This window comes from Vibrio sp. 10N.222.49.A3 (assembly GCF_041475145.1).
In the GTDB taxonomy this organism is placed as follows: Bacteria; Pseudomonadota; Gammaproteobacteria; order Enterobacterales; family Vibrionaceae; genus Vibrio; species Vibrio tasmaniensis_A.
Genome location: NZ_JBFRVM010000079.1, coordinates 70,922 through 94,035, shown reverse-complemented (window position 1 = coordinate 94,035; position 23,114 = coordinate 70,922). Strand labels below are relative to the sequence as shown.

Genomic DNA, 23,114 nt, shown 5'->3' with positions numbered 1-23,114 from the left:
AATTAAGTTGCAAAATTGCCAAGAATTTTCGGTAAATTATCAGAAAGTTGCTGAATATGTAACCTATGCTGCGATTAATAACTCTTTTGCATTGGCAAGCGTCGATTCGGTAATTTGGCTGCCACCAAGCAGTCGAGCAAGCTCTGAAACGCGTTGTTGTTCATCAAGCGTGTGCATTTGAGTCTCGGTTTTACCTGATTTCGTGTTCTTTGCAACGAACAGTTGTTGATGTCCACAACCTGCCACTTGAGGTAAGTGCGTTACACACATAACTTGCGTAGATTCGCCCAGCTTACGTAGCATTTTTCCGACAACCGCAGCGGTTGGTCCACTGATACCCACATCGACTTCATCGAAAATCAGGCTTGGTGTATCCACTTTTTGCGCTGTGATCACCTGAATCGCTAGTGAGATTCGTGATAACTCGCCCCCAGAAGCCACTTTAGCAATGGGCTGCATTGGTTGACCTGGGTTGGTCGAAACAATGAAGGTCACGTTATCCATACCTAATGGAGAAGGGTGTGTGTTGGTGTTGTTTACTTCAATGGCAAACTGCGCTTTTTCCATGCTCAGTTCATGCATGCTTTGCGTGATCAGCTTGTTGAGTTCTTTTGCGTAACGAGTTCGAGATTTATGAAGCTTCTCTGATTTAGCCACGAACGACTGGTATTGGTTTTCTACCTCGTTTGCCAATTCTTCCAATTTTTCATCAGAGCAATCAAGCGCTTCAACTTGTTGTAGTAAGTCTTGATGGTGCTTATACAGTTCTTCAGGTAATACGTGGTGTTTACGAGACATCGACATCACTTTAGAGAAACGCTCCTCAACGTAAGCCATACGACCGGGATCAACATCAATGCTGTCTAGGTATGTTCTTAACTCGTTGTTGGTTTCTTCAATCTGAATAATGGCTTCAGACAATAAGTTTGGTAACTCAGCCAATCTTTCATCTAGCTCCGCTAACTGAATTAAGGAGTTATTGGCCGATTGCAGAATACCAAGCGCATTAACTTCTTCACCTTCATAAATAAGCTCGATAGCTTGTTGGCAGGTTGTGGCCAGTTCTCCGCTATTGGAGAGGCGCTTATGCTCTTGTTCGAGGTCTTCATATTCTTCCTCCCCAATAGACAGCTCATTTAACTCTTTGATTTGGTATTCAAGAAGTTGTTTTTGAGCTTGGTTTTGCTGGCTATTTTCACGTAACTCTTTCAAGTGGTTATCGGCTTGTCGCCAGGCTTGGTAAGCATTACGTGTCGATTTCAATAGGTTCAAGTGACCTGCGTATTGATCAAGCATGGCCATTTGGTAATCGCTTTTCATCAACTGATGGTGCGCGTGTTGACCATGAATGTTGATCAACAGCTGTCCAAGCGATTTTAATTGTGAAAGAGGCACGGGACTGCCGTTGATGAATGCGCGAGAACGACCTTCTTTAGAGATGGTTCTGCGTAGGATGCATTCACCGCCATCAAGCAGTTCATTGTCTTCTAACCAGCGGGTAGCATGCAGATTGTTCTCAAGTAAAAAAGCGGCACTGACTTCGGTTTTTTCTTCACCTTGTCGAACCATTCCTGCATCAGATCTTCCTCCAAGACACAAGCCTAAAGCGTCGATAGCGATAGATTTACCCGCACCAGTTTCTCCGGTGATTGTTGTCATGCCTTTAGAGAGTTCTAGCTGTAAAGACTTAACAATAGCGAAATTATTAACACTTAGATGAGCCAGCATTTTTATTTACCTGTATAACTGAACAATACTGTATATAAGCTCAGTATATACTGTTTCTTTATACAGTAAAGTCAGCAGGTGAAAATTTTTTGCGACAGATCTCAGAATTGAGGTTGTTCGTAGATCACTGAAACCGCAGTAGATTCCCAACTCAGTTGTTCCTCCCTGTCGGGAGTGGAGGTATAAGGAATTGCAGAGAAGCGAGAGCCTACGGGCTTTCTATGGGCAATAAAAAAGGCTGACGAATGTCGTCAGCCTTTCAAATTTTCGGTTACCACTGGCGCTTTTATTCTTTTAGAACAACTTACTCGACCAGCCTAGTTTGTTACGCAGAACATGGTAGTAGTTGTAGTCTTTAGGGTGGATCAGCTTGAGTACATTCGGGCTTTGGTAAATGTGGATCTCATCACCAGGAGAAACCGGTAGCGAGATTTGACCATCGCAGCTCACTTCCTGAGTTCCGCGGTTATCAGGCGATACGATCAGCTTGATACGACGTTTTCCATCCACTACCAGTGGGCGGCTTGAAAGGGTGTGTGGGAACATCGGTACTAATGAAATTGCATTTAAACTTGATGACAGGATAGGACCACCACCAGAAAGCGAATAGGCGGTTGAACCTGTCGGTGTTGAGACGATCAAGCCATCAGAACGCTGTGAGAAGGCGAAGCTGTCATCGATATACACTTCGAACTCGATCATATGTGCGACTTGACCGGGGTGAAGTACTGCTTCGTTGAGTGCGGCGTTATGGCTTTTTATTTGGCCATGACGATGAATTTCAGTTTCAAGTAAGAAGCGCTCTTCTTCCATGAATTCACCCTTGAGTACATCAGTAAGCGCACTCTGGAAGTTTTCAGGATTAAGATCGGTAAGGAAACCTAGGTTACCTCGGTTTACGCCAATCACTGAAATATCGAAACGTGACAAGATTCTAGCGGCACCGAGCATATTTCCGTCACCACCCACCACAATGGCGAGATCGGCGCGTTTACCTAATTCAATTAGGCTAGAAAAATGTTCTTGTGGGATATCGTCTAAAATTGTAGCGAGTCTGTCATCCACAAACACTTGATAACCCTCAATACTTAACCACTGATAGAGCTCTCTATGAGTCTGAATTGCTTGCTGATCTCGAGGTTTACCAATAATGGCGATGACTTCAAATGGCTTTTTCATAACGTTTCCAAACGAATTAGGCTTGAATCAAAATTCTTCATCCCCATAATAAAGGCAAGTTGAACGTCTATGCGAGTGTTTTATATCAATTTGGGGTGCAAACACACCTGTCACTTGCATTGAAAACGAATTCTGGAGAGATCATGAGCAACGAAGAAAACAAAGTAACGGAAGAAGAGCTAGATCAAATCATTGCTGAAGCTGAGAAAGTTGAAGAAGCTGAGCTAAATGAAGAGTCTGTTGATGAGCAAGAAGCAAAAATCGCTCAACTAGAAGCTGCACTACTTTCTAGCGAATCTAAAGTGAAAGAGCAGCAAGATTCTGTTCTTCGCGCAAAAGCTGAAGTTGAAAACATGCGTCGCCGTAGCGAGCAAGAAATTGATAAGGCGCGTAAATTCGCTTTGAACAAGTTTGCTGAAGGTCTACTTCCTGTCATCGACAACCTAGAGCGTGCAATGCAAGCGGCAGATGCTGAAAACGAAGTGGTTAAGCCACTGTTTGAAGGTGTTGAGCTAACGCACAAAACGTTCGTAGACACAGTTGCTAAGTTTGGTCTTAAAGAGATCAACCCTGAAGGTGAAGTGTTCAACCCTGAATTCCACCAAGCGATGTCTATCCAAGAAAGTCCAGATCACGAATCAAACACGGTTATGTTCGTAATGCAAAAAGGTTACGAGTTAAACGGTCGTGTGGTTCGCCCTGCGATGGTTATGGTTGCTAAGTAATGACGTGTTACGCTGCCAAGTGATTGAGTCGCGCATTGACTGAGTAAGTCGCGGCGACAAAATAAATCACTGGTTTACGTAAAATGAAAAGAGAGGCATATGCCTCTCTTTTTTTGTGCCTATAACTTGAGAACCCACGTAGATAGTCATCAAAACCGCATTAAGAATGTTGTTCCTTTTATATTACCCAGAACAATGATTTAGAGTTTTATATTATGAAACTGGTTGTTAATGAAGAAATGTTTTGATGTCACACTTGTAATGTTTTTGTAAATAAATGCTTTTAATTGTTATCTTTGTATGTAAAATCCACTGCGATATAGCGATTTAACTCGCATATATAACTATAAAAGTACAAATTTCAAACACAACAAACTGGAGAAGAACGATGGACAAATCGCTCTCAAGTAAGATTTTTGTAGGCTTGTTTGCCGGCCTACTTATTGGTACTGCTATTCAGTACCTATTCAACGGTATTGCAGTATTTGATACTTACCTGCTAGGTCTAGCAGAAGGTGTCGGTGGTATGTTTGTCTCTTTGATCAAACTATTGGTTGTTCCACTGGTATACGTATCTATCGTTTGCGGAATTGTTGAATTGAAAGACATCCGTTCTTTCGGTCGCCTAGGTGGTAAAACTTTTGCTCTTTACATTATCAACACCATCATCGCGATTTCTGCAGCCCTAACTGTTGGCCTTATTTTCCAACCGGGTGCTGGTGCAGATTTAGCCGGAACGATCTCTGAGACAGTTCAACTAACAACAACTGAAACTCCAGATATCTTCTCTCTTGTTGTGAACATCGTTCCTAGCAACCCAGTTCAGGCGTTTGCAAGCGGCGACATGCTACAGATCATCTTCATGGCAATTTTGACTGGTCTTGCTATTCAGGCTCTTGATTCACGTGGCGGTCCAGCGATCAAAACGTTCAAGATGGCTAACGAAATCATGATGAAGCTTATCGGCCTGGTAATGAGCTTGGCACCATTTGGTGTATTCGCTCTGATGATTCAACTAGGTGCGACACTGAACGCCGAGACACTTATGTCTGTAGCGGGCTACGTAGCGCTTGTTGTTGCGATGCTAGTGTTCTGGATTTTCTTCTTCTACCCAATGATGGTTGGTATCGCGACAGGTATTACGCCTAAGCAATTCCTACGTGCAACTCGTGAGCAAATCCTTTTCTCACTATCGACGGCAAGTTCGAACGCGACTATCCCAGTAACAATGCGCACTCTAACTGAAAAACTTGGTGTATCAAGATCTGTGGCAGGCTTCGGTGTACCACTGGGTGCGACAATGAACATGTCTGGTGTCTCTATCTACATCGCACTCGCGACAATGTTCGTAGCAAACGCATTCGGTCAACCAATCAACACGGCTGACATCTTTACTCTGGGTCTAACTATCTTGCTACTGTCTATCGGTGCTGGTGGTGTTCCAGGTGGTGGTGTTGTAATGGTCGGTGTTCTATTGCACCAACTAGGTTTACCACCAGAAGGTCTAGCTATCATTGCTGCGGTAGACCGTATCAACGATATGTTCTGTACTTCTTCTAACGTAGTAGGTGATACAGCGGTTAACACTATCGTTGCTAAGTCTGAAGGCGAAATCGGTGTTGAAACAAACGAAGAAGCTGAGCTAAAGAAAGCAGAAGCGTAATCAGAGATTTTCCTCTATAGATGAAATCTAAGTGGAAAGCCTGAATAGACAAACGGAGCCCAAATGGCTCCGTTTTTTATTGGGTGATAATCCCAGTTACTGGGCTTATGTGAAGGTAATGATATGTATTCGTGTCTAACCATTCCTTTTATCAAAATAAATGTGAAAAAATCCAGTATCCCCCTTGAAAAGGATTCGTGAGCCCTTATCTATGGTGCATACGAAAGCAAATTACATTTGCACTTAAATTTGTGTATTAGGGTTGAATCCCTGATTACTACCCCCCACATAGTGGGTATAGCAAAAAACTAAATAGAATTTATTCGGAGAAAGCCTGATGGGTCGAATCATTGGTATTGATTTAGGTACTACTAACTCTTGTGTTGCTGTTCTTGACGGTGACAAACCACGCGTATTAGAAAATGCTGAAGGCGAACGCACAACAGCATCGGTAATCGCATACACTGAAGGCGAGACGCTAGTTGGTCAACCTGCGAAACGTCAAGCTGTTACTAACCCTCAAAACACGCTATACGCGATTAAGCGTCTAATCGGTCGTCGTTTTGAAGATGAAGAAGTTCAACGCGATATCGAAATCATGCCTTTTAACATTGTTAAAGCTGATAACGGTGATGCATGGGTTGAAGCGCAAGGCCAAAAGATGGCTGCTCCTCAAGTATCTGCTGAAGTTCTTAAGAAAATGAAGAAAACAGCTGAAGACTTCCTAGGCGAAGAAGTAACTGGCGCAGTAGTAACTGTTCCTGCTTACTTCAACGATGCTCAACGTCAAGCAACGAAAGATGCTGGCCGTATCGCTGGTCTAGATGTTAAACGTATCATCAACGAACCTACTGCTGCTGCTCTGGCTTACGGTCTAGACAAGCAAGGTGGTGATCGCACTATCGCTGTATACGACCTTGGTGGTGGTACATTCGATATCTCTATCATCGAAATCGATGAAGTAGAAGGCGAGAAGACTTTCGAAGTTCTTTCAACTAACGGTGATACTCACCTTGGTGGTGAAGATTTCGATAACCGCATGATCAACTACCTAGTAGATGAGTTCAAGAAAGAGCAAGGTATCGACCTTAAAGCTGATCCACTAGCAATGCAGCGTGTTAAAGAAGCAGCAGAAAAAGCGAAAATCGAGCTTTCTTCTACTACTCAAACTGACGTAAACCTACCTTACGTTACTGCAGATGCGACTGGTCCTAAGCACATGAACATCAAAGTGACTCGCGCGAAGCTTGAGTCTCTAGTTGAAGACCTAGTTCAACGTTCTCTTGAGCCACTAAAAGTTGCTCTAGCAGATGCTGACCTATCTGTAGGCGAAATCACTGACGTTATCCTAGTAGGTGGTCAGACTCGTATGCCTATGGTTCAAGCTAAAGTAACTGAATTCTTCGGTAAAGAGCCACGTAAAGACGTGAACCCTGACGAAGCTGTTGCAATGGGTGCTGCTGTTCAAGGTGGTGTACTAGCTGGTGAAGTTAAAGACGTTCTTCTTCTAGACGTTACTCCTCTATCTTTCGGTATCGAAACGATGGGCGGCGTAATGACTAAGCTTATCGAGAAAAACACAACTATCCCTACTAAAGCGGATCAAGTGTTCTCTACAGCTGAAGACAACCAAAGCGCAGTAACTATCCACGTTCTTCAAGGTGAGCGTAAGCAAGCGACTTACAACAAGTCTCTTGGTCAGTTCAACCTAGAAGGTATCCAACCAGCACCACGTGGCATGCCACAAGTTGAAGTAACATTCGACCTAGATGCTGATGGTATCCTGAACGTATCTGCTAAAGATAAAGCGACAGGCAAAGAGCAGAAGATCACTATCCAAGCATCAGGCGGTTTGTCTGAGGAAGAGATCGAAGCAATGGTTCAAGAAGCAGAAGCTAACAAAGAAGCTGACAAGAAATTCGAAGAGCTAGTAACTGCACGTAACCAAGCTGACCAAATGATTCATGGCACTAAGAAGCAAGTAGAAGAAGCTGGTGAAGCTCTACCTGCAGACGAGAAAGCTAAAATCGAAGCAGCTATCGAAGCTCTAGAATCAGTTAAGTCTGGTGACGACAAAGAAGCTATCGACGCTAAAGTTCAAGAACTTATGCAAGCAGCTCAAAAGCTAATGGAAATTGCTCAACAGAAAGCTCAAGCTGAACAAGCTGGTGCTGACGCTGGTGAACAACCTAAGCAAGACGACGATGTGGTAGACGCTGAGTTCGAAGAAGTTAAAGAAGACAAGAAATAATTTCGTTGCAGAGTAGCCTGATTTCGTTGTCGGAAGTGCTTACCTACTAACGTAGGCTCCGCGCTTCCTCCTAGAGCTCAAGCTATCTGCTTAGAAATTTGTCTCAAAGACTTATTATTGCGGGCGTCAGAGGTAACTCTCACGCCCGTAAATTTGTATTTAGACTTGTCGATCTAGATAATAGCTTTATTCGGCGTTTCAGCCGACAGAACTTTTATCTAGATTGATACACAGACTGCTGAAGTGATCATTCGGCAGTAGCAATTATTTTGGTGACCTAGAACATGTCAAAACGTGATTTTTACGAAGTATTAGGCGTAAGCCGCGATGCATCAGAGCGCGATATTAAAAAAGCGTACAAACGCTTAGCGATGAAATTCCACCCAGACCGTAACCAGGGTGATGACAGCGCAGCAGACAAATTTAAAGAAGTAAAAGTAGCGTACGAGATCCTAACCGATGCTCAAAAGAAAGCAGCTTACGACCAATACGGCCACGCAGCTTTTGAACAAGGTGGCATGGGTGGCGGCGGCTACGGCGGCGGTGGGCAAGGTGACTTCGGCGATATCTTCGGTGACGTATTTGGCGATATCTTCGGCGGCGGTCGTCGTGGTGGTGGTCAAGCGCGTGCACAACGTGGTTCTGATTTGCGTTACAACATGGAGCTTTCTCTAGAAGAAGCCGTTCGTGGTGTATCTAAAGAGATTGAAGTACCAACACTTGTTGAATGTGACATTTGTGATGGTAGCGGCGCGAAAGCGGGTTCTTCTGCACAAACGTGTGGTACTTGTCATGGCCACGGTCAGGTACAAATGCGCCAAGGTTTCTTTGCGGTTCAACAGACTTGTCCTACTTGTAATGGTAAAGGCAAGATCATCAAAGATCCATGTAACTCATGTCATGGTCAAGGTCGCAAACAGAAGACGAAAACGCTTAACGTTAAGATCCCAGCAGGTGTTGATACTGGTGATCGCATTCGTCTATCTGGTGAAGGCGAAGCAGGGGAGCACGGCGCTCCAGCTGGCGACTTGTACGTACAAGTACACGTAAAAGAGCACAATATCTTTGAGCGTGACGGCAACAATCTTTACTGCGAAGTGCCAGTAAGCTTCTCTATGGCTGCTTTAGGTGGTGAAGTTGAAGTTCCAACACTCGATGGTCGTGTAAACCTTAAAGTGCCAGAAGAAACACAAACGGGCCGTATGTTCCGTATGCGTGGCAAAGGCGTGAAAGGCGTTCGTGGCGGCGGTGTGGGTGACCTAATCGTTAAACTAGTGGTTGAAACACCGGTTAAGCTAAGCTCTCGTCAAAAAGAACTACTGCGTGAATTCGAAGAAACATGTTGTGGTGAAGCGGCAAGCAAGCACAAGCCAAAGTCTGAAGGTTTCTTCAGCGGCGTGAAAAACTTCTTCGATGACCTAACTAAGTAATCAGTTCAGTGATTTGGTAGCTTAAGTTACTAATAAAAAATAAAACCTGCTCATGTAGCAGGTTTTTTTGTGTCTGAAGATTTGTGTTTATTGATTGGTATAAAAGAAGCTCATAGCAAAAATAATCGAAATTTTCAGATCACCCCCTAGAGGCTTTAGTGTCTCCTCTTGTTACTTCCAACACGCTTGAGGCTCTGAAACACCTGAGTGATGTAACTCCAGAATATCAGTCGGTGAGTCTAAGCAGTCATCATTTGTCTGTGGTGCGTGTGGTTCAGCTTGAATGGAGTATGAGGTACTGCTAGCCGAAATTGTTAGTGTATACCTGCTTGTATCGGTATCGCAAAACGAGCACGTCCCTCCAGAAACTATGTTTCCAGCAGCCGTGGCATAATTTCCGGCGTAAGCACTCTCAAGTTCAAGTTGGATTTTTGCCATATCTCCTATCGCTGTCATTCGATGCGATTTTAAAACATGGCTTGTGTAGCTTGGATAAGCTATTGCACTGAGTACTCCTACAATGGCAACAGCGATCAATAATTCGATCAGTGTCATTCCTTTCATACTTAAATTGTTGTTGTTACATCTTTTTATTCGAATCTTCACGAGTAGTTTCCTTTCATAACCCTGTCCATTTTTCTCGGGTGGTAGCATCGGTGCAAGATTAAACATGCTTACGCACCTGATTACATAGGAATTTGGGAAATGACTCGCGGGTTTACTTTATTAGAGCTGTTAATAACAGTGTCGATACTGTCGATATTGGTAGCGACGGCTGCTCCGAGTTTTAGTTCAGTCACCCAAACAGTCAAGATACAGCGCCTTGCTGGGGAGTTGAATGGTTTCTTAGTACAGGCAAAGTCTGAGTCTGTGAAAAGAAATCAAAAACTCTGGGTACATTTCTCGACGGCTAAAAATGAAGAGCAATCTACGGGGGAGTGGACAGTATGGTTGAAGCCTACGGAAGATCTGTCTGGTGATACATTGCTGATGTTGTCGGGAGAACCGTTTCGAGATTTATCGTTTTCTCATAACTATACAGGCTCAAAAATCAGCTTTGAAAGTGTAAGAGGAAGGCCTGCCAGAGGTACGATTTACTTGGCTCCTAAAAGTGCTTCAACCGACCGGCTTTTGATTAAACTATCTAGCCCTCCTGGGCGAATTAAAGTGTGCGGCGAATCAGGCGATCAGTATGGTTACTATGCTTGCTAAGGCCCGCAGTAGAAGCTTGCGAAAGCAAAAGGGCGCATCTCTCATTGAACTGATGGTCACCTCCGTTATTGGTGTATTCGCGATTGCTATTATCGGCAGCGTATTTATGACGGGGCACAGAATAGCCAAAGATAAAGGCATTGAGCTATTGCTGCTGCAAAACCTTACGAGCACGATGCAGGTAATGAAAGAAGATATTCAACGAGCAGGCTACGATGGTTCAAATGGTGAATCCCTGAAGCTATTAGATGCCGTTAATACGATTCATGTTAGCGGTGGTGTTGAGGTGGGGTTCGTCTATTTGAAAGAGGGATCAACTGACGGAAAAAATTACAGGAATATCGTTTATAAAAAGGAGGGGACTCGATTGAAAGTCTGTGAAAAGGGCGTTCTTACTCCAGGGAACATTTTAGCCCATGATCAAGTTACCTCATGCTACTCACTTTTCGACGATAGCATTATTTCCGTCGACGATTTATCAATATCCTCACAAGTGTTGAGCAAAAATGGGGTGAGCACTACGCTCACTGATTTGAATATTGTTGCGTCAATTCCGAGTGCTGGGATCTCTAAAGGCGTCGCTATAACCGTTAAGCAAAGGAATTGGCAATGACCTCGGTAAAGCAGCAAGCTGGAGTAGCTACGTTGTTAATCACATCTGTTTTAGTGTTGAGTGCTTTAATTGTTACTTTGGGCACCTATCGCAGTGTTTTTCATCAAATTAAGGTCGCGCAGAATGAAGTTCAATTTCGCAAAGCTCATTGGAACGCGGAGGCTGGGTTGGAGTGTGGTTTTACCTATATAGCTGAAAATGATCTCACGGCTATTCCCAATGATTTAATGAATCACTGTCAGCAGTCGAAAGTCCTTACGTTGAAATCAGATAACCTAACACCGAATATATTGGTGTCGAGTGCTCACTATTTATCTCTCAACAAAGAGATAAGTTTTAACAATTCGTCGGGGCTAGGGGCGATGCAAACCAATTCGAGTTTGGAGTTTATTTCTGATCACAATATCGATATTACCCCAGATATTAGTCTTACTGCGGTCGGTGGTATCAACGAATGTGTGTCTGTTCGGTTCTTAGATAGTGTGATCTATAAAAACCAAGGCGGCGGGCGTTTAAAGACAATCACACCTACGGGCGGTCTCCCTCCTTTCCCTACCTTTGAGTCTTGCCAACCGACAACCGATATTAACCGCAATGCAACCATTGATTCAGTTGGGTCATTGCCTTCAAATGCTTTTCAATCAGATTTCAAATTTGACCCAGCCATCGATACTTTCTCTAATTACTTTGGGGTATCTAAAACGCCAGAAAATATTGACCAGATTAAGCGTGATTATCATGTGATTGACCTCATTGACAGGACTGCATCTCCCCCCAAGCACATTGATTTATTCAATGGGAAGTATCAAGGTAATAAGTGTAGCCAAGCGATTAATAACGCCTTTACTAGTGGCAAAGATAAGGTGTGGGTGATCGGTGATTGCGTGGTCTATCACCCACCAATTAATGTGGTAGAACCTATCCCCGGTGTTATTACTCCACGTTCATTAGTGATTCAAGATGGCATCGTTGCGAACGGTAATGCAAGTGTGTTTGATGGTTCCTTTTATCACCTAAATGATATGAGTATATACGACGAACCAGCCTCCCCTGATGTTGATACGGACCTGTTGAGCGGCTTATGGGCCAAAGTTCCAAATACGATACCTATCGCCGGCTTAGTGCAGAGCAATTCGGTTTATATTGGATTTGCTTCTTTTTTCCCCAAGGGAGGGATGTTCTTTGATTCAGTTGGTGGGTTATCGACAATTCAAGGTTCGATTAACTTAGATTACACAGGTGAATACAACCCCCATAGTGTTCCTTTGAAAGCCCAATGGAAAAAGGGATCATGGAATGACTTATAAACATTCAGGTTTTAGCTTGATAGAGGTCCTGATCTCTTTTCTATTGATCGGTATCGCTTCGCTAGGGTTGGTTAAGCTACAGGTCTATGCAGAACAAAAATCGGATTACGCGCTGCACAGTGTAGAAGCGCTTCACTTTGCCGAAAGGCAGGTGGAGTATTATCGAACTCGTGTATCGGATGTGGGGGGAGCTGTAGGGTTAATCCTTTTTACGGATCTCAATCAAGCGGACTACTGTCGCAATGCGACAAGTTCGGATCCTTTATCTGGTTTGTCGGGCTCTGGGTATACGATGAGCTGTGAGGTGACAAATGCCAGTGGTGCCTTGTCTCACGCTTTGAAAAACATTACGGTGACTGTTGCATGGCGAGATCGCATGAACCGTGCGCAAAGCATTCACCTCGAAACTATGCTCTCCAAATACAGTGAGTTTGATTGATCTATTAAGCAAACGTTTACTGCATGCCAAGCCCTACGCTTCTCCTTTACTGGTAGTTTTCACTCCTCGGACATTGTTTACGTGCCAGTTAAAACTCTGTATATGGAATGGTGTTTTTTGTGTTTTTATATTGTTGCTGTTGTACAGTATTTTTGCAAAATATGTCTCCATTTATGGAAAATGATGTGGAACCTTGTGCTTTTTAACAGCGACTTTAATAGAATATGTGCTGTACCAATAGGCCATGGTCAAAACTTATATTAGGCCTAAACAAACAACATCACATATGGAGTTACAATGAGTAACCAAGCCGTAAAAAAAGCACCATCGACTGAGAAGATCAGTGGTATGGACCGCTTTCTAAACTTCATTGAACGCGCCGGCAACAAAATTCCAGATCCAGCAATTCTGTTCTTCTGGGCTCTAGTTATTGTATGGGTAGCATCTGCACTTTTATCGAATCTTTCATTCGACTTAATCAACCCTCAAACGGGTGCTGCTCTTGAAGTAAACAACCTACTTACTGGTGAAGCGCTTGCTAGCTTCCTAGCGAATATGGTTACCACGTTCACAGGCTTCGCACCGCTAGGCATCGTACTTGTTGCTATGCTAGGTGTTGGCGTTGCTGACTCTTCAGGCTTCATTACGACTGGCCTTAAGAAGATGCTTAACTTCACGCCAGCTAAGTTGCTAACGCCAATGCTAATTCTTGTTGCTATCGTGTCTCACACAGCAGCAGATGCAGGTTACGTTCTAGTAATCCCTCTTGGCGGTATCATCTTCCACGCAGCGGGTCGTCACCCTCTAGCGGGTATTGCAGCAGCGTTTGCTGGTGTATCCGGTGGTTTCTCAGCGAACTTCATTCCTTCAGGTATTGACCCGCTACTCGCAGGTTTCACTCAAACAGCGGCAAACGTTCTTGACCCTGCATACGTGATCAACCCTCTAGCGAACATCTTCTTTACTGGTTTGTCTTCAATTCTAATTGTGGCAATTGGTTGGTACGTTACAGAGAAAATCATCGAGCCTCGTCTTGCTAATACGCCTGTCGATGAAGATGCAGAACAAGCACCTGATCTAGGTACGTTTACAGCCATTGAATCTAAAGCATTCAAATTCGCTGGTTGGGCAATGGTTGCCGGTATTGGTCTGCTTATCGCGGCTCTAATGCCTGAAAACTCAGCACTTCGTTCACCAGAAGGCGAACTAACGGCGTTCTCAGCACCAGTAATGAAGTCTATCGTTCCTCTGATCTTCATCCTGTTTATTATTCCGGGTATCGTCTACGGCCGTGTAGCGGGTACCTTCAAGAATAGTAATGATGTTATCAAAGCAATGTCTGAGACGATGGCAACGATGGGCGCATACATTGTAATGTCGTTCTTCTGTGCTCAGTTCCTATCAGCATTTGCTCAATCAAACATCGGTACTATGCTGGCGCTTTACGGTGCTGAAGGCTTGAAAGCAATGGATCTTCCTGGTGAAGCAACGGTTGTTGGTATGATTCTACTAACGGCTTCAGTTAACCTTCTTGTAGGTTCAGCTTCAGCTAAGTGGGCACTGATTGGTCCTATCTTAGTTCCTATGTTAATGGTTGTAGGTATCTCTCCTGAGCTATCTCAAGCGGCTTACCGTGTAGGTGATTCAGTGTCTAACATCATCTCTCCACTGATGGTGTTCTTCCCACTGGTTGTTGTTTACTGTCAACGTTACGTTAAGTCGACAGGTATCGGTACTCTAGCTTCTCTAATGATGCCATTCTCGATTGCTATGCTAATCGGTTGGTCTATCTTCTTGCTAGGTTACTGGGCTCTTGGTATCCCGCTAGGTATCCAAGCTCCTTACACTTACACAATGTAAGATAAGTAATAGAAGCAAAAGTTAGTAAGATAAAATCATCGAAGCCCGCACCGAAATGTGCGGGCTTTTTTTTGCTATTTTTTTCTGTTTTTTTTATCCAAGATTTTTATAGCAAAGACTTTTTATATCCCAAACTTTTTATATTCAAAACTTTCTATATCCAAAAGAAAGGCACTCAGCTTATACTCCGGATTACGGCTGATTGTTGGCCGGTAAATTTAGGAAATCCAAGCCACATGAAGATTCTGCTTTTAGTAGGGTTAATTGTTTTAAATGGTCTGTTTGCCATGTCAGAGATTGCACTGGTAGCAGCAAAGAATAGTCGGCTGAAACGCTTAGCCGAAAAACATCGCTCCGCTCAGGTTGCTCTTGAGCTCAAAGAAAATCCAACCCGCTTCCTTTCAACCATTCAAATCGGTATTACGGTAATCGGCCTACTCAGCGGTATTGTGGGTGAGGCGACGCTTTCTGCTCCACTGGCCGTTCAACTTGAACTGTGGGGACTCGATCCAACACAAGCGAATATCCTGTCTACCACGGTAGTCGTTGTGGGTATTACTTACTTCGCGATTGTTGTAGGTGAGCTAGTACCAAAACGTTTTGCTCAATCTCAAGCTGAAAACATTGCTGTGCTAGTCGCGCTGCCTATCTTCTGGTTATCTAAAATTGCGACGCCGTTTGTGTTTGCGTTGTCTGCTTCTACGGAAGGTATTCTCAAGTTAATGGGACGTGGTGGCGAAGAAGACAGTGTGACGGAAGATGATATTCATGCACTCGTGAAAGAAGGCTCGGAATCTGGTGTGATTGAACGTGGCGAGCAAGAGATGATTCGCAATATCTTACAGCTTGATGACCGTTTGGTGAGCTCGTTGATGACGCCACGTCGAGACGTCGACTTTCTGGATATTAGCCAACCGGTTGAGCAGATATTTAAAAAGCTGCGCAGTTCAAAGCATAGTGTGTTTCCATTGTGCCAAGACCACCTAAATAAAGTGGTCGGTACGGTGTCAGCCAAAGCCTTATTGAATCAGGCGGGCAAGTTAAATATTCAAGTGATCATGGGGCTATCTCGCTCTCCGATCTATGTTCCAGAATCGATGAAGGCTTTACGTCTGCTTGGCTATTTTAAAGAGTCGGGTACAGAGATGGCATTCATTGTTGATGAATATGGCGATGTTCAAGGCCTTGTGACTCATTACGATATCCTAGAGGCGATTGCTGGTGAGTTATCGAACAACCCTAAAGATCTTTGGACAGAGCAAGTGGAAGATGGATTACTGGTGGATGGATTGATTCCTATCAGTGAACTGAAAAACCGCTTAGAGCTGTCGGATTTTGAGGGGGAAAGCGAGAGCTTCCAAACGTTGAATGGCCTAGTGACTTGGTTAATAGGGCGCTTACCTGATGCAGGTGAAGTTGTTCAATACCAGCAGTGGCAGTTTGAAGTTATCTCTGTTGAGAACAATCGCATTGTGAGTATCAAAGCGACGCAAATAGCCGATGATATAGAAGGCGCCAATAGCTAGCGATCCGCCTAATCAGTAAGCGGCGATTGTTCATTGCCTCTTATCTCTTTATTGTTCATTATCACGAAGATTAGGTATGCTTCACCGCATACCTATTTTCGTTTTTATCCTTTGTTTTCTGGAGCTCCCTTTGTCAGACCATCAATTCAGCCCTCAAGATGAAATCTTCATGCGACGCGCCATCGAGGTAGCTAAGCAAGCAGAAAAAGAGGGAGAGGTTCCCGTTGGTGCTGTTCTAGTGAAAGATGGGGAGGTTATCTCTGAAGGATGGAACCGCTCGATTGGCTGCCACGATGCAACCGCACATGCAGAAATCGAAACCTTGCGTAAAGCAGGTCAAGCCTTGGAAAACTATCGCTTACTTGATACCACCTTGTATGTCACCTTAGAACCGTGCCCAATGTGCGCGGGTGCCTTATTACACAGCCGAGTAAAGCGCATTGTGTTTGGTGCTCCAGACTTAAAAGCGGGTGCGGCGGGTACGGTATTGAATCTCTTTGAAAGCCAAGCCTCATACCACTATGCCGATGTTGAGCATGGTTTGTTAGAGGAAGAGTGTCGTGAACAATTACAGGCGTTTTTTAAGCGCCGTAGAAAAGAGATCAAAGAGAAGCGAAAGCTTGAGCGTTTGCAGGAAGAGCAGCGTTTAGAATCCGATAAGGCAAGTAACAATAATAAGGTCAGTAACAAGAACAAGGTCTGTAACAAAAAATAGCAGCGATCTTTCGGCACTCTCAATCATAAGAGTGCCAAGCAAACTTAGTTGGTCATTACTTTTACTCAGCAATCATCTGCATGAAAGCACGGTTGCGCCAAATGATCTTCTTCTTATTATTTGAAAGCATACGCTTACGACGGTTGGCAGCAACGGTCTTATCAAGGCGTTTCGATTTCAGTTTGTTCTTCATCATTTCAACGATTTCCTATTTGTCGTCTGGCTTTGTAAGTATGACTTCAGTTTTAATTATAGTGGTTATTTGTTTATAAGCTCCGCCACGAACTTAGCGCTAGCTTTCTGAACCACTATCGTGATGGCTAAGAGTTGAATGCAACAGAGCATTATGTCGCTTATGGTGTGACGTTATAAAGTTCGATTGTTACTGCAATATGACACACTGGATATCGCAGGCGTTTTGTTTGTTTTGGTCATTTATCGTGATGCAATAAAAAAGAGCAATGCTAAATGGCATTGCTCTTTTTCTTTTATTTGGAAGACTCAGCGTCGTTCACTGCGGATTCAGTTTCACTGATTGTTGATTCAGCATCTGATACCTCTAGAGGTGGGATAACGACCAAACCTTCAAGGCTCGCTTCTTCCTCTTTATTACGCTTATTTACATGGCCAATAATGCTCTGATAATAACGGCGAATGTTCTCAACGTAATTCCTTGCTTCATCACCACGCGCATACCCGTAACGAGTTTTGCTGTAGTACTTCTTCTGTCTTAGCAGAGGAAGCCTGTCTTTCACATCACCCCAAGCATCAGGATCACCGCCTTGTGCTTTGGTTAAGCGACGAGCATCCATCATGTGCCCGTAACCTACGTTATATGAGGCAAGCGCAAACCAGATCTTTTCGTGTTGAGTGATTGAGTCGGGTACTCGATTCACGATACGACGCAGGTATTCAACCCCGCCTTGTACCGACTGTTTCGGGTCGAGACGATTGGTCACACCAACGCTCTTCGCAGTTGGTAGCGTTAACATCATCATGCCTCGAACACCGGTTGGAGAGCGTGCGACAGGATTCCAGTGTGACTCTTGGTATGCCAAAGCAGCAATCAAGCGCCAATCAAATTCTTGCGAATATTTCTGAAACAGTGGAGACCATTTTGGCAGCTTGCTATCCAATGCGCGGATAAAGGCACGAGTATCGACATAATCGAAGGTGCCGATATGGCCAATATACTTCTCTTCCAGTGAAGCGAGCTCACCAGACTGCTTTAGGTTACCAAAAAACTCAATCAGCAGCGCATAAAGGCTTTCATCTTCAGACTTCTGTAAATACCAAGAGATCGGTTGGTCTTCTGTAAGTTCAAAAGCCAAGGCTACGTCTGGGTATAAACGTTGTGCGAGTGACAGCTCAATCGAGTCCGCAACAGTAAACAAGCGTTCACCAGTCGACACTTCTTTTAGCAGGTCATTGATGTCAGCATTACCTATTGCATCGTAGATAAAGTCATCGTGCTTGTTCTGGATCTGTTTTAGCGTTGGCTCAAAATGTGAGTCCTTCACTACCACTAAAGATGGCGTCAATGTTTCGGTAGATGCCGGCTCTTCTGATTCAGTTTGTGCTTTTACGAAATCAGCTTGACGCTTATTCTCGAACTTGATCAGTTGTTGAAGGTTTCTTGGGCGCCACTGGCCTTTTTTATACACCACTTGCTGGCTTACATAGTAATAGGCGGGCGCAGCGCGATAAGCGCGTGTCAGGTTATTGTTTTGCGTTAATCCTGTCGCGATAAGATCGATCTCGCCTTTCTTTAAGGCTGGAAATAGGCCGGATAAACGGTAAGCGGGTTTAATCTCAAGCTGTACACCAAGCTCCTGCGCAAATTCACGAGCTAACTCGTAATCCAAACCAGCAGGGCCATCGGGACCAATGTAATAAGAGAGCTGGTTATTTAGGGTGCCGACGCGAAGAACGCCTCGCTCTCGTATCTGCTCAAGGACACTTTTAGGTTCTGACTCAATCTGGCATCCAGCCAACCCAATTAGGGCAATGGCGAGCAGAAGGAACTTAGACGAAAAGATGAGCGTAAATTTAGGCATCAAAATGAAATCTCGAAAAGTGGAAGCCCCTTTATACCAAACCCCGCAAGGCTGGCAAAGCAGGTTTATTTAAACAGTTGTAAAAGTGCTGATAAATGCAGCAAAAGTACCATTTACGCATAAAGATAAAAAAAATCACGCAAACGGTTGCTTTTGGTGTTACGTCACAAAAAGAAATGCTTTATAATGCGCTCGCATTGAAGAGGTGGAATCGGCATAGGTTTGGCAACCTTCGGGAATAGCTTCGAAGAAAACAGTTAGGTTGTTCCTATAACCCACTGAATTTATTCCAATACTACCTTAATCAACTGCATAAGAGACCTAAGCACATGAGAATTTTGCGTGGCTCCCCAGCTCTATCTGAGTTTCGTGTTAACAAGCTTTTAGAGCTTTGTCGTGAATTAAGCTTACCTGTAACAGGTATTTACGCTGAGTTTGCCCACTTTGCTGATCTAACGGCAGACCTAGATGAGTCTGAAGTTGAGAAGCTAGAAAAGCTACTGACTTACGGTCCAACGATTGAAGAGCATGAACCTGAAGGTTTACTGCTGCTTGCAACGCCACGCCCGGGCACTATCTCGCCTTGGTCTTCAAAATCAACAGATATCGCACACAACTGTGGACTGGCTAAAGTGTCACGTCTAGAGCGCGGTACTGCTTTCTACATTGAAACCTCTGCTGAACTTTCTGAGCTTCAACTTGTTGAGCTGAAAGCAATCCTGCACGACCGTATGATGGAAGTGGTTTTCACTGACTTCGAATCGGCAGCGGCACTATTTACCGTGGCTGAGCCTGCTCCTTATGCGGAAGTTGACCTATTAACTGGCGGACGTAAAGCGCTTGAAAAAGCAAACGTTACCCTAGGTCTTGCACTTGCAGAAGATGAGATTGATTACCTTCTTGAAAGCTTCACCGAGAAGCTAGGTCGTAACCCGACTGACATCGAACTAATGATGTTTGCACAAGCGAACTCAGAGCACTGTCGTCACAAGATCTTCAACGCTGATTGGACTATCGATGGCGTTAAGCAAGAAAAATCATTGTTCAAGATGATTAAGAACACCTTTGAAACGACACCAGAGCACGTTCTGTCTGCTTATAAAGATAACGCAGCGGTAATGACAGGTTCTGAAGTGGGTCGTTTCTTCCCAGATCCAGAAACTCGCCAGTACAACTACCACCAAGAAAAAACACATATCTTGATGAAAGTTGAAACGCACAACCACCCTACAGCAATCTCTCCATGGCCGGGTGCATCAACAGGTTCAGGCGGTGAAATCCGCGATGAAGGCGCAACTGGTATTGGCGGTAAGCCAAAAGCGGGTCTGGTTGCTTTCTCTGTATCTAACTTGAAAATTCCGAACTTCGTTCAACCTTGGGAAACAGACTTTGGCAAGCCGAGCCGTATCGTTACTGCTTTGGATATCATGCTTGAAGGCCCTCTTGGTGGCGCAGCATTCAACAACGAATTTGGTCGTCCAAACCTATTAGGTTACTTCCGTACTTACGAAGAGAAAGTAAACTCTCACGCAGGTGAAGAAGTACGTGGTTACCACAAGCCAATCATGCTGGCTGGTGGTCTAGGTAACATTCGTGATGATCATGTTCAGAAGAAAGAGATCCCAGTAGGTGCAAGCCTAATCGTTCTTGGCGGTCCAGCAATGAATATCGGTCTTGGTGGCGGTGCTGCATCTTCAATGGATTCTGGTTCTTCTTCTGAAGACTTAGATTTTGCTTCTGTACAACGTGAAAACCCAGAGATGGAGCGTCGTTGTCAGGAAGTTATCGACCGTTGTTGGCAGCTTGGTGATGCGAACCCAATCGCATTTATCCACGATGTGGGCGCGGGCGGTATCTCGAATGCACTTCCTGAGCTAGTAGACGACGGCGAGCGTGGCGGTATCTTTAACCTACGTGACGTGCCAAACGATGAGCCGGGCATGAGCCCACTTGAGATCTGGTGTAACGAATCTCAAGAGCGTTACGTTATGGCGGTTGCTGATAAAGACATGGCAACATTCGATGCGATTTGTAAACGTGAACGTGCACCGTACGCAGTGGTTGGTAAAGCAACTGAAGAACGAGATCTTAAACTTGAAGATTCTCACTTCGACAACACGCCAATCGATATGCCAATGGACATCCTATTAGGTAAAACGCCTAAGATGCACCGTGACGCGAAAACGCTAAAAGCAAACAACCCAGCGATTGACCGTTCTGGTATCGAACTAAACGAAGCGGTTGACCGTATTCTTCGCCTACCAACAGTGGCGGAGAAAACATTCCTTATCACTATCGGTGACCGCTCGGTAACAGGCCTTGTAGCTCGTGACCAAATGGTTGGCCCATGGCAGGTTCCTGTAGCAAACTGCGCAGTAACAGCAGCAAGCTACGACTCTTACCATGGTGAGGCGATGTCTCTTGGTGAGCGTACGCCAGTGGCACTGCTAGACTTCGGCGCATCGGCTCGTCTAGCGGTTGGTGAAGCAATCACTAACATCGCAGCGACTAATATCGGCGATATTAAACACATTAAACTGTCGGCTAACTGGATGTCTCCAGCGGGTCACCCTGGTGAAGATGCAGGTCTTTACGAAGCGGTTAAAGCAGTCGGTGAAGAGCTATGTCCGGCACTGGGTCTAACTATCCCTGTGGGTAAAGACTCAATGTCGATGAAGACTAAGTGGGAAGAGAACGGCGAGCAGAAAGAAGTAACGTCTCCGCTATCTCTTGTTATCACTGCGTTTGCACGTGTTGAAGACGTTCGTAAGACGATAACTCCTCAGCTTCGTACTGACAAGGGTAATACAAGCCTAGTTCTTATCGACTTAGGTAACGGCCAAAACCGTATGGGCGCAACGGCATTAGCGCAAGTTTACAAGCAGCTTGGTGACAAGCCAGCAGACGTAGACAATGCAGCACAACTAAAAGGTTTCTACGAAGGCGTTCAAACGCTTGTAGCAAACGACCAAGTTGTGGCGTACCACGATAAAGGCGATGGCGGTCTATTCGTAACGCTAGCTGAAATGGCGTTCGCAGGTCACTGTGGTGTTAATGCTGATATTGCAGCGCTTTTATCTGCATCAGAGAACAGCGAAGATACGCTTGCGGCACTCTTCAACGAAGAGCTAGGTGCAGTTATCCAAGTTCGTAACGACGACCTAGACGCAGTTCTTTCTACTCTTGCAGCAAATGGCCTAGAAGCATGTTCACATGTGATTGGCAGCGTTGTTGGTGAAGGGGAAGCATCAGACGAAGTAGTGATAAAGTCAGGCGCAGACGTTGTAATCCAACGTAACCGTACTGAACTACGTACTATCTGGGCTGAGACGACGCACAAGATGCAAGGTCTACGTGATAACCCAATCTGTGCAGACCAAGAGCACGAAGCGAAGAAAGACAACTCAGACCCAGGTCTGAACGTGAAACTAAGCTTTGACGTAAATGAAGACATTGCTGCTCCTTACATCAACACGGGCGCTAAGCCTAAAATGGCGATTCTACGTGAGCAGGGTGTTAACTCTCACGTTGAAATGGCAGCAGCATTCGACCGCGCAGGTTTCGAAGCGACTGATATTCACATGAGCGACATCCTAACGGGTCAAGCGGTACTAGAAGAATACAACGGCCTTGTTGCTTGTGGTGGTTTCTCTTACGGTGATGTACTGGGCGCTGGTGAAGGTTGGGCTAAGTCGGTTCTGTTTAACGACTCTACTCGTGACCAATTTGAAAACTTCTTCAAGCGTGAAGATACTTTCTCTCTAGGTGTGTGTAACGGTTGTCAGATGTTGTCTAACCTGCGCGAGCTAATCCCTGGTGCTGAGTACTGGCCACGTTTCGTTCGCAACGAATCTGAGCGTTTTGAAGCACGTTTCAGCCTCGTTGAAGTTCAGAAGTCAGATTCTGTGTTCTTCAATGGTATGGAAGGTTCTCGTATGCCAATCGCGGTTTCTCATGGTGAAGGCCGCGTAGAAGTTCGTGACAACGACCACCTAAACGCGATTGAAAACTCAGGTACAGTTGCCCTACGTTACGTTGACAACAACGGTAACCAAACGCAGCAATACCCGAATAACCCGAACGGTTCGCCAAACGCTATCACAGGTCTAACGACTACTGATGGTCGTGTGACTATCATGATGCCTCACCCAGAGCGTGTATTCCGTACGGTTGCTAACTCTTGGTCTCCAGAAGGTTGGGGCGAGAATGGCGCTTGGATGCGTATGTTCCAAAACGCACGTAAGAATGTGGGTTAATCTGGTTCACAAAACCGAATAGTTTTAAAAACTAATAAAAGCGCAGACCGAAAGGTCTGCGCTTTTTTATTGGCAACTCTTTAGAAACCAGAGCGAAACAATTAACGTTTGCTGTTCTAAAAAACTCCACTACGCTAAATGTTATGGAATCAA

The 23,114-nt window shown here is 44.7% G+C and carries 17 protein-coding genes; 12 read left to right on the top strand and 5 right to left on the bottom strand.

The annotated features are described in order from the left end of the window. Nucleotides 1-63: 63 nt before the first annotated feature. Together recN and nadK are read right to left on the bottom strand one after the other, a co-directional pair. Entirely contained in the window at nt 64-1,728 is a 1,665-nt protein-coding gene (gene recN, locus AB4589_RS15065) for a DNA repair protein RecN (protein ID WP_017098044.1), read from the bottom strand. A gap of 294 nt (nt 1,729-2,022) precedes the next feature. Beyond that, nucleotides 2,023-2,907, bottom strand: coding sequence for an NAD(+) kinase (nadK, locus tag AB4589_RS15060; RefSeq protein ID WP_372100967.1), 885 nt, complete (start codon nt 2,905-2,907; stop codon nt 2,023-2,025). 143 nt (nt 2,908-3,050) lie between these two features. Here nadK and grpE point away from each other — a divergent pair, with 143 nt between their 5' ends. The 4 genes from grpE to dnaJ all read left to right on the top strand — a co-directional run bounded on the left by grpE (nt 3,051) and on the right by dnaJ (nt 8,976). Beyond that, entirely contained in the window at nt 3,051-3,632 is a 582-nt protein-coding gene (gene grpE / locus AB4589_RS15055) for a nucleotide exchange factor GrpE (RefSeq protein WP_009848329.1), read from the top strand. 388 nt (nt 3,633-4,020) lie between these two features. Next, the gene (locus AB4589_RS15050) at nt 4,021-5,295 is read left to right on the top strand and encodes a dicarboxylate/amino acid:cation symporter (protein ID WP_009848330.1); all 1,275 of its coding nucleotides are present in this window, start codon (nt 4,021-4,023) and stop codon (nt 5,293-5,295) included. 337 nt (nt 5,296-5,632) lie between these two features. Next, nucleotides 5,633-7,546, top strand: coding sequence for a molecular chaperone DnaK (gene dnaK / locus AB4589_RS15045; RefSeq protein ID WP_009848331.1), 1,914 nt, complete (start codon nt 5,633-5,635; stop codon nt 7,544-7,546). Nucleotides 7,547-7,830: 284 nt separating this feature from the next. Further along, nucleotides 7,831-8,976, top strand: coding sequence for a molecular chaperone DnaJ (gene dnaJ, locus AB4589_RS15040; RefSeq protein WP_009848332.1), 1,146 nt, complete (start codon nt 7,831-7,833; stop codon nt 8,974-8,976). 171 nt (nt 8,977-9,147) lie between these two features. Here the strand turns inward: dnaJ and AB4589_RS15035 are convergent, their stop codons facing one another. After that, nucleotides 9,148-9,630, bottom strand: coding sequence for a type IV pilin protein (locus AB4589_RS15035; protein ID WP_009848333.1), 483 nt, complete (start codon nt 9,628-9,630; stop codon nt 9,148-9,150). Nucleotides 9,631-9,681: 51 nt separating this feature from the next. Between AB4589_RS15035 and AB4589_RS15030 the strand changes: the two genes are divergently transcribed. The 7 genes from AB4589_RS15030 to tadA all read left to right on the top strand — a co-directional run bounded on the left by AB4589_RS15030 (nt 9,682) and on the right by tadA (nt 16,648). Beyond that, nucleotides 9,682-10,188 carry a GspH/FimT family pseudopilin gene (locus tag AB4589_RS15030; RefSeq protein WP_372066145.1) on the top strand — a complete coding sequence of 169 codons (507 nt, stop codon included), beginning with the start codon at nt 9,682-9,684 and terminating at the stop codon, nt 10,186-10,188. Beyond that, nucleotides 10,169-10,801 (top strand): PilW family protein, encoded by a 633-nt coding sequence (locus AB4589_RS15025; protein ID WP_009848335.1) that lies wholly within the window; start codon nt 10,169-10,171, stop codon nt 10,799-10,801. Before AB4589_RS15030 ends, AB4589_RS15025 begins: the two co-directional genes overlap by 20 nt. Further along, entirely contained in the window at nt 10,798-12,108 is a 1,311-nt protein-coding gene (locus tag AB4589_RS15020; protein WP_372100964.1) for a hypothetical protein, read from the top strand. Before AB4589_RS15025 ends, AB4589_RS15020 begins: the two co-directional genes overlap by 4 nt. Next, a complete protein-coding gene (locus AB4589_RS15015; RefSeq protein ID WP_372100963.1) occupies nt 12,098-12,547 on the top strand; it encodes a prepilin-type N-terminal cleavage/methylation domain-containing protein in 450 nt (149 codons plus the stop codon). Before AB4589_RS15020 ends, AB4589_RS15015 begins: the two co-directional genes overlap by 11 nt. A 297-nt stretch (nt 12,548-12,844) precedes the next feature. Then, nucleotides 12,845-14,407 carry an AbgT family transporter gene (locus tag AB4589_RS15010; protein ID WP_012603342.1) on the top strand — a complete coding sequence of 521 codons (1,563 nt, stop codon included), beginning with the start codon at nt 12,845-12,847 and terminating at the stop codon, nt 14,405-14,407. Between the two features lie 236 nt (nt 14,408-14,643). Next, nucleotides 14,644-15,933 carry a hemolysin family protein gene (locus AB4589_RS15005; protein WP_372100961.1) on the top strand — a complete coding sequence of 430 codons (1,290 nt, stop codon included), beginning with the start codon at nt 14,644-14,646 and terminating at the stop codon, nt 15,931-15,933. Nucleotides 15,934-16,009: 76 nt separating this feature from the next. Continuing rightward, nucleotides 16,010-16,648 carry a tRNA adenosine(34) deaminase TadA gene (gene tadA, locus AB4589_RS15000; protein WP_065678527.1) on the top strand — a complete coding sequence of 213 codons (639 nt, stop codon included), beginning with the start codon at nt 16,010-16,012 and terminating at the stop codon, nt 16,646-16,648. Nucleotides 16,649-16,709: 61 nt separating this feature from the next. Here tadA and AB4589_RS14995 read toward each other — a convergent pair whose 3' ends face one another. Beyond that, on the bottom strand, nt 16,710-16,844 hold the full coding sequence (locus AB4589_RS14995; protein WP_010438952.1) for a hypothetical protein: 135 nt from the start codon (nt 16,842-16,844) through the stop codon (nt 16,710-16,712). Nucleotides 16,845-17,136: 292 nt separating this feature from the next. Further along, nucleotides 17,137-18,705, bottom strand: coding sequence for a membrane-bound lytic murein transglycosylase MltF (mltF, locus tag AB4589_RS14990; protein WP_371709370.1), 1,569 nt, complete (start codon nt 18,703-18,705; stop codon nt 17,137-17,139). A gap of 329 nt (nt 18,706-19,034) precedes the next feature. Between mltF and purL the strand changes: the two genes are divergently transcribed. Beyond that, nucleotides 19,035-22,961, top strand: a complete 3,927-nt coding sequence (gene purL, locus AB4589_RS14985; protein ID WP_371709371.1) for a phosphoribosylformylglycinamidine synthase — start codon at nt 19,035-19,037, stop codon at nt 22,959-22,961. Nucleotides 22,962-23,114: the final 153 nt, after the last annotated feature.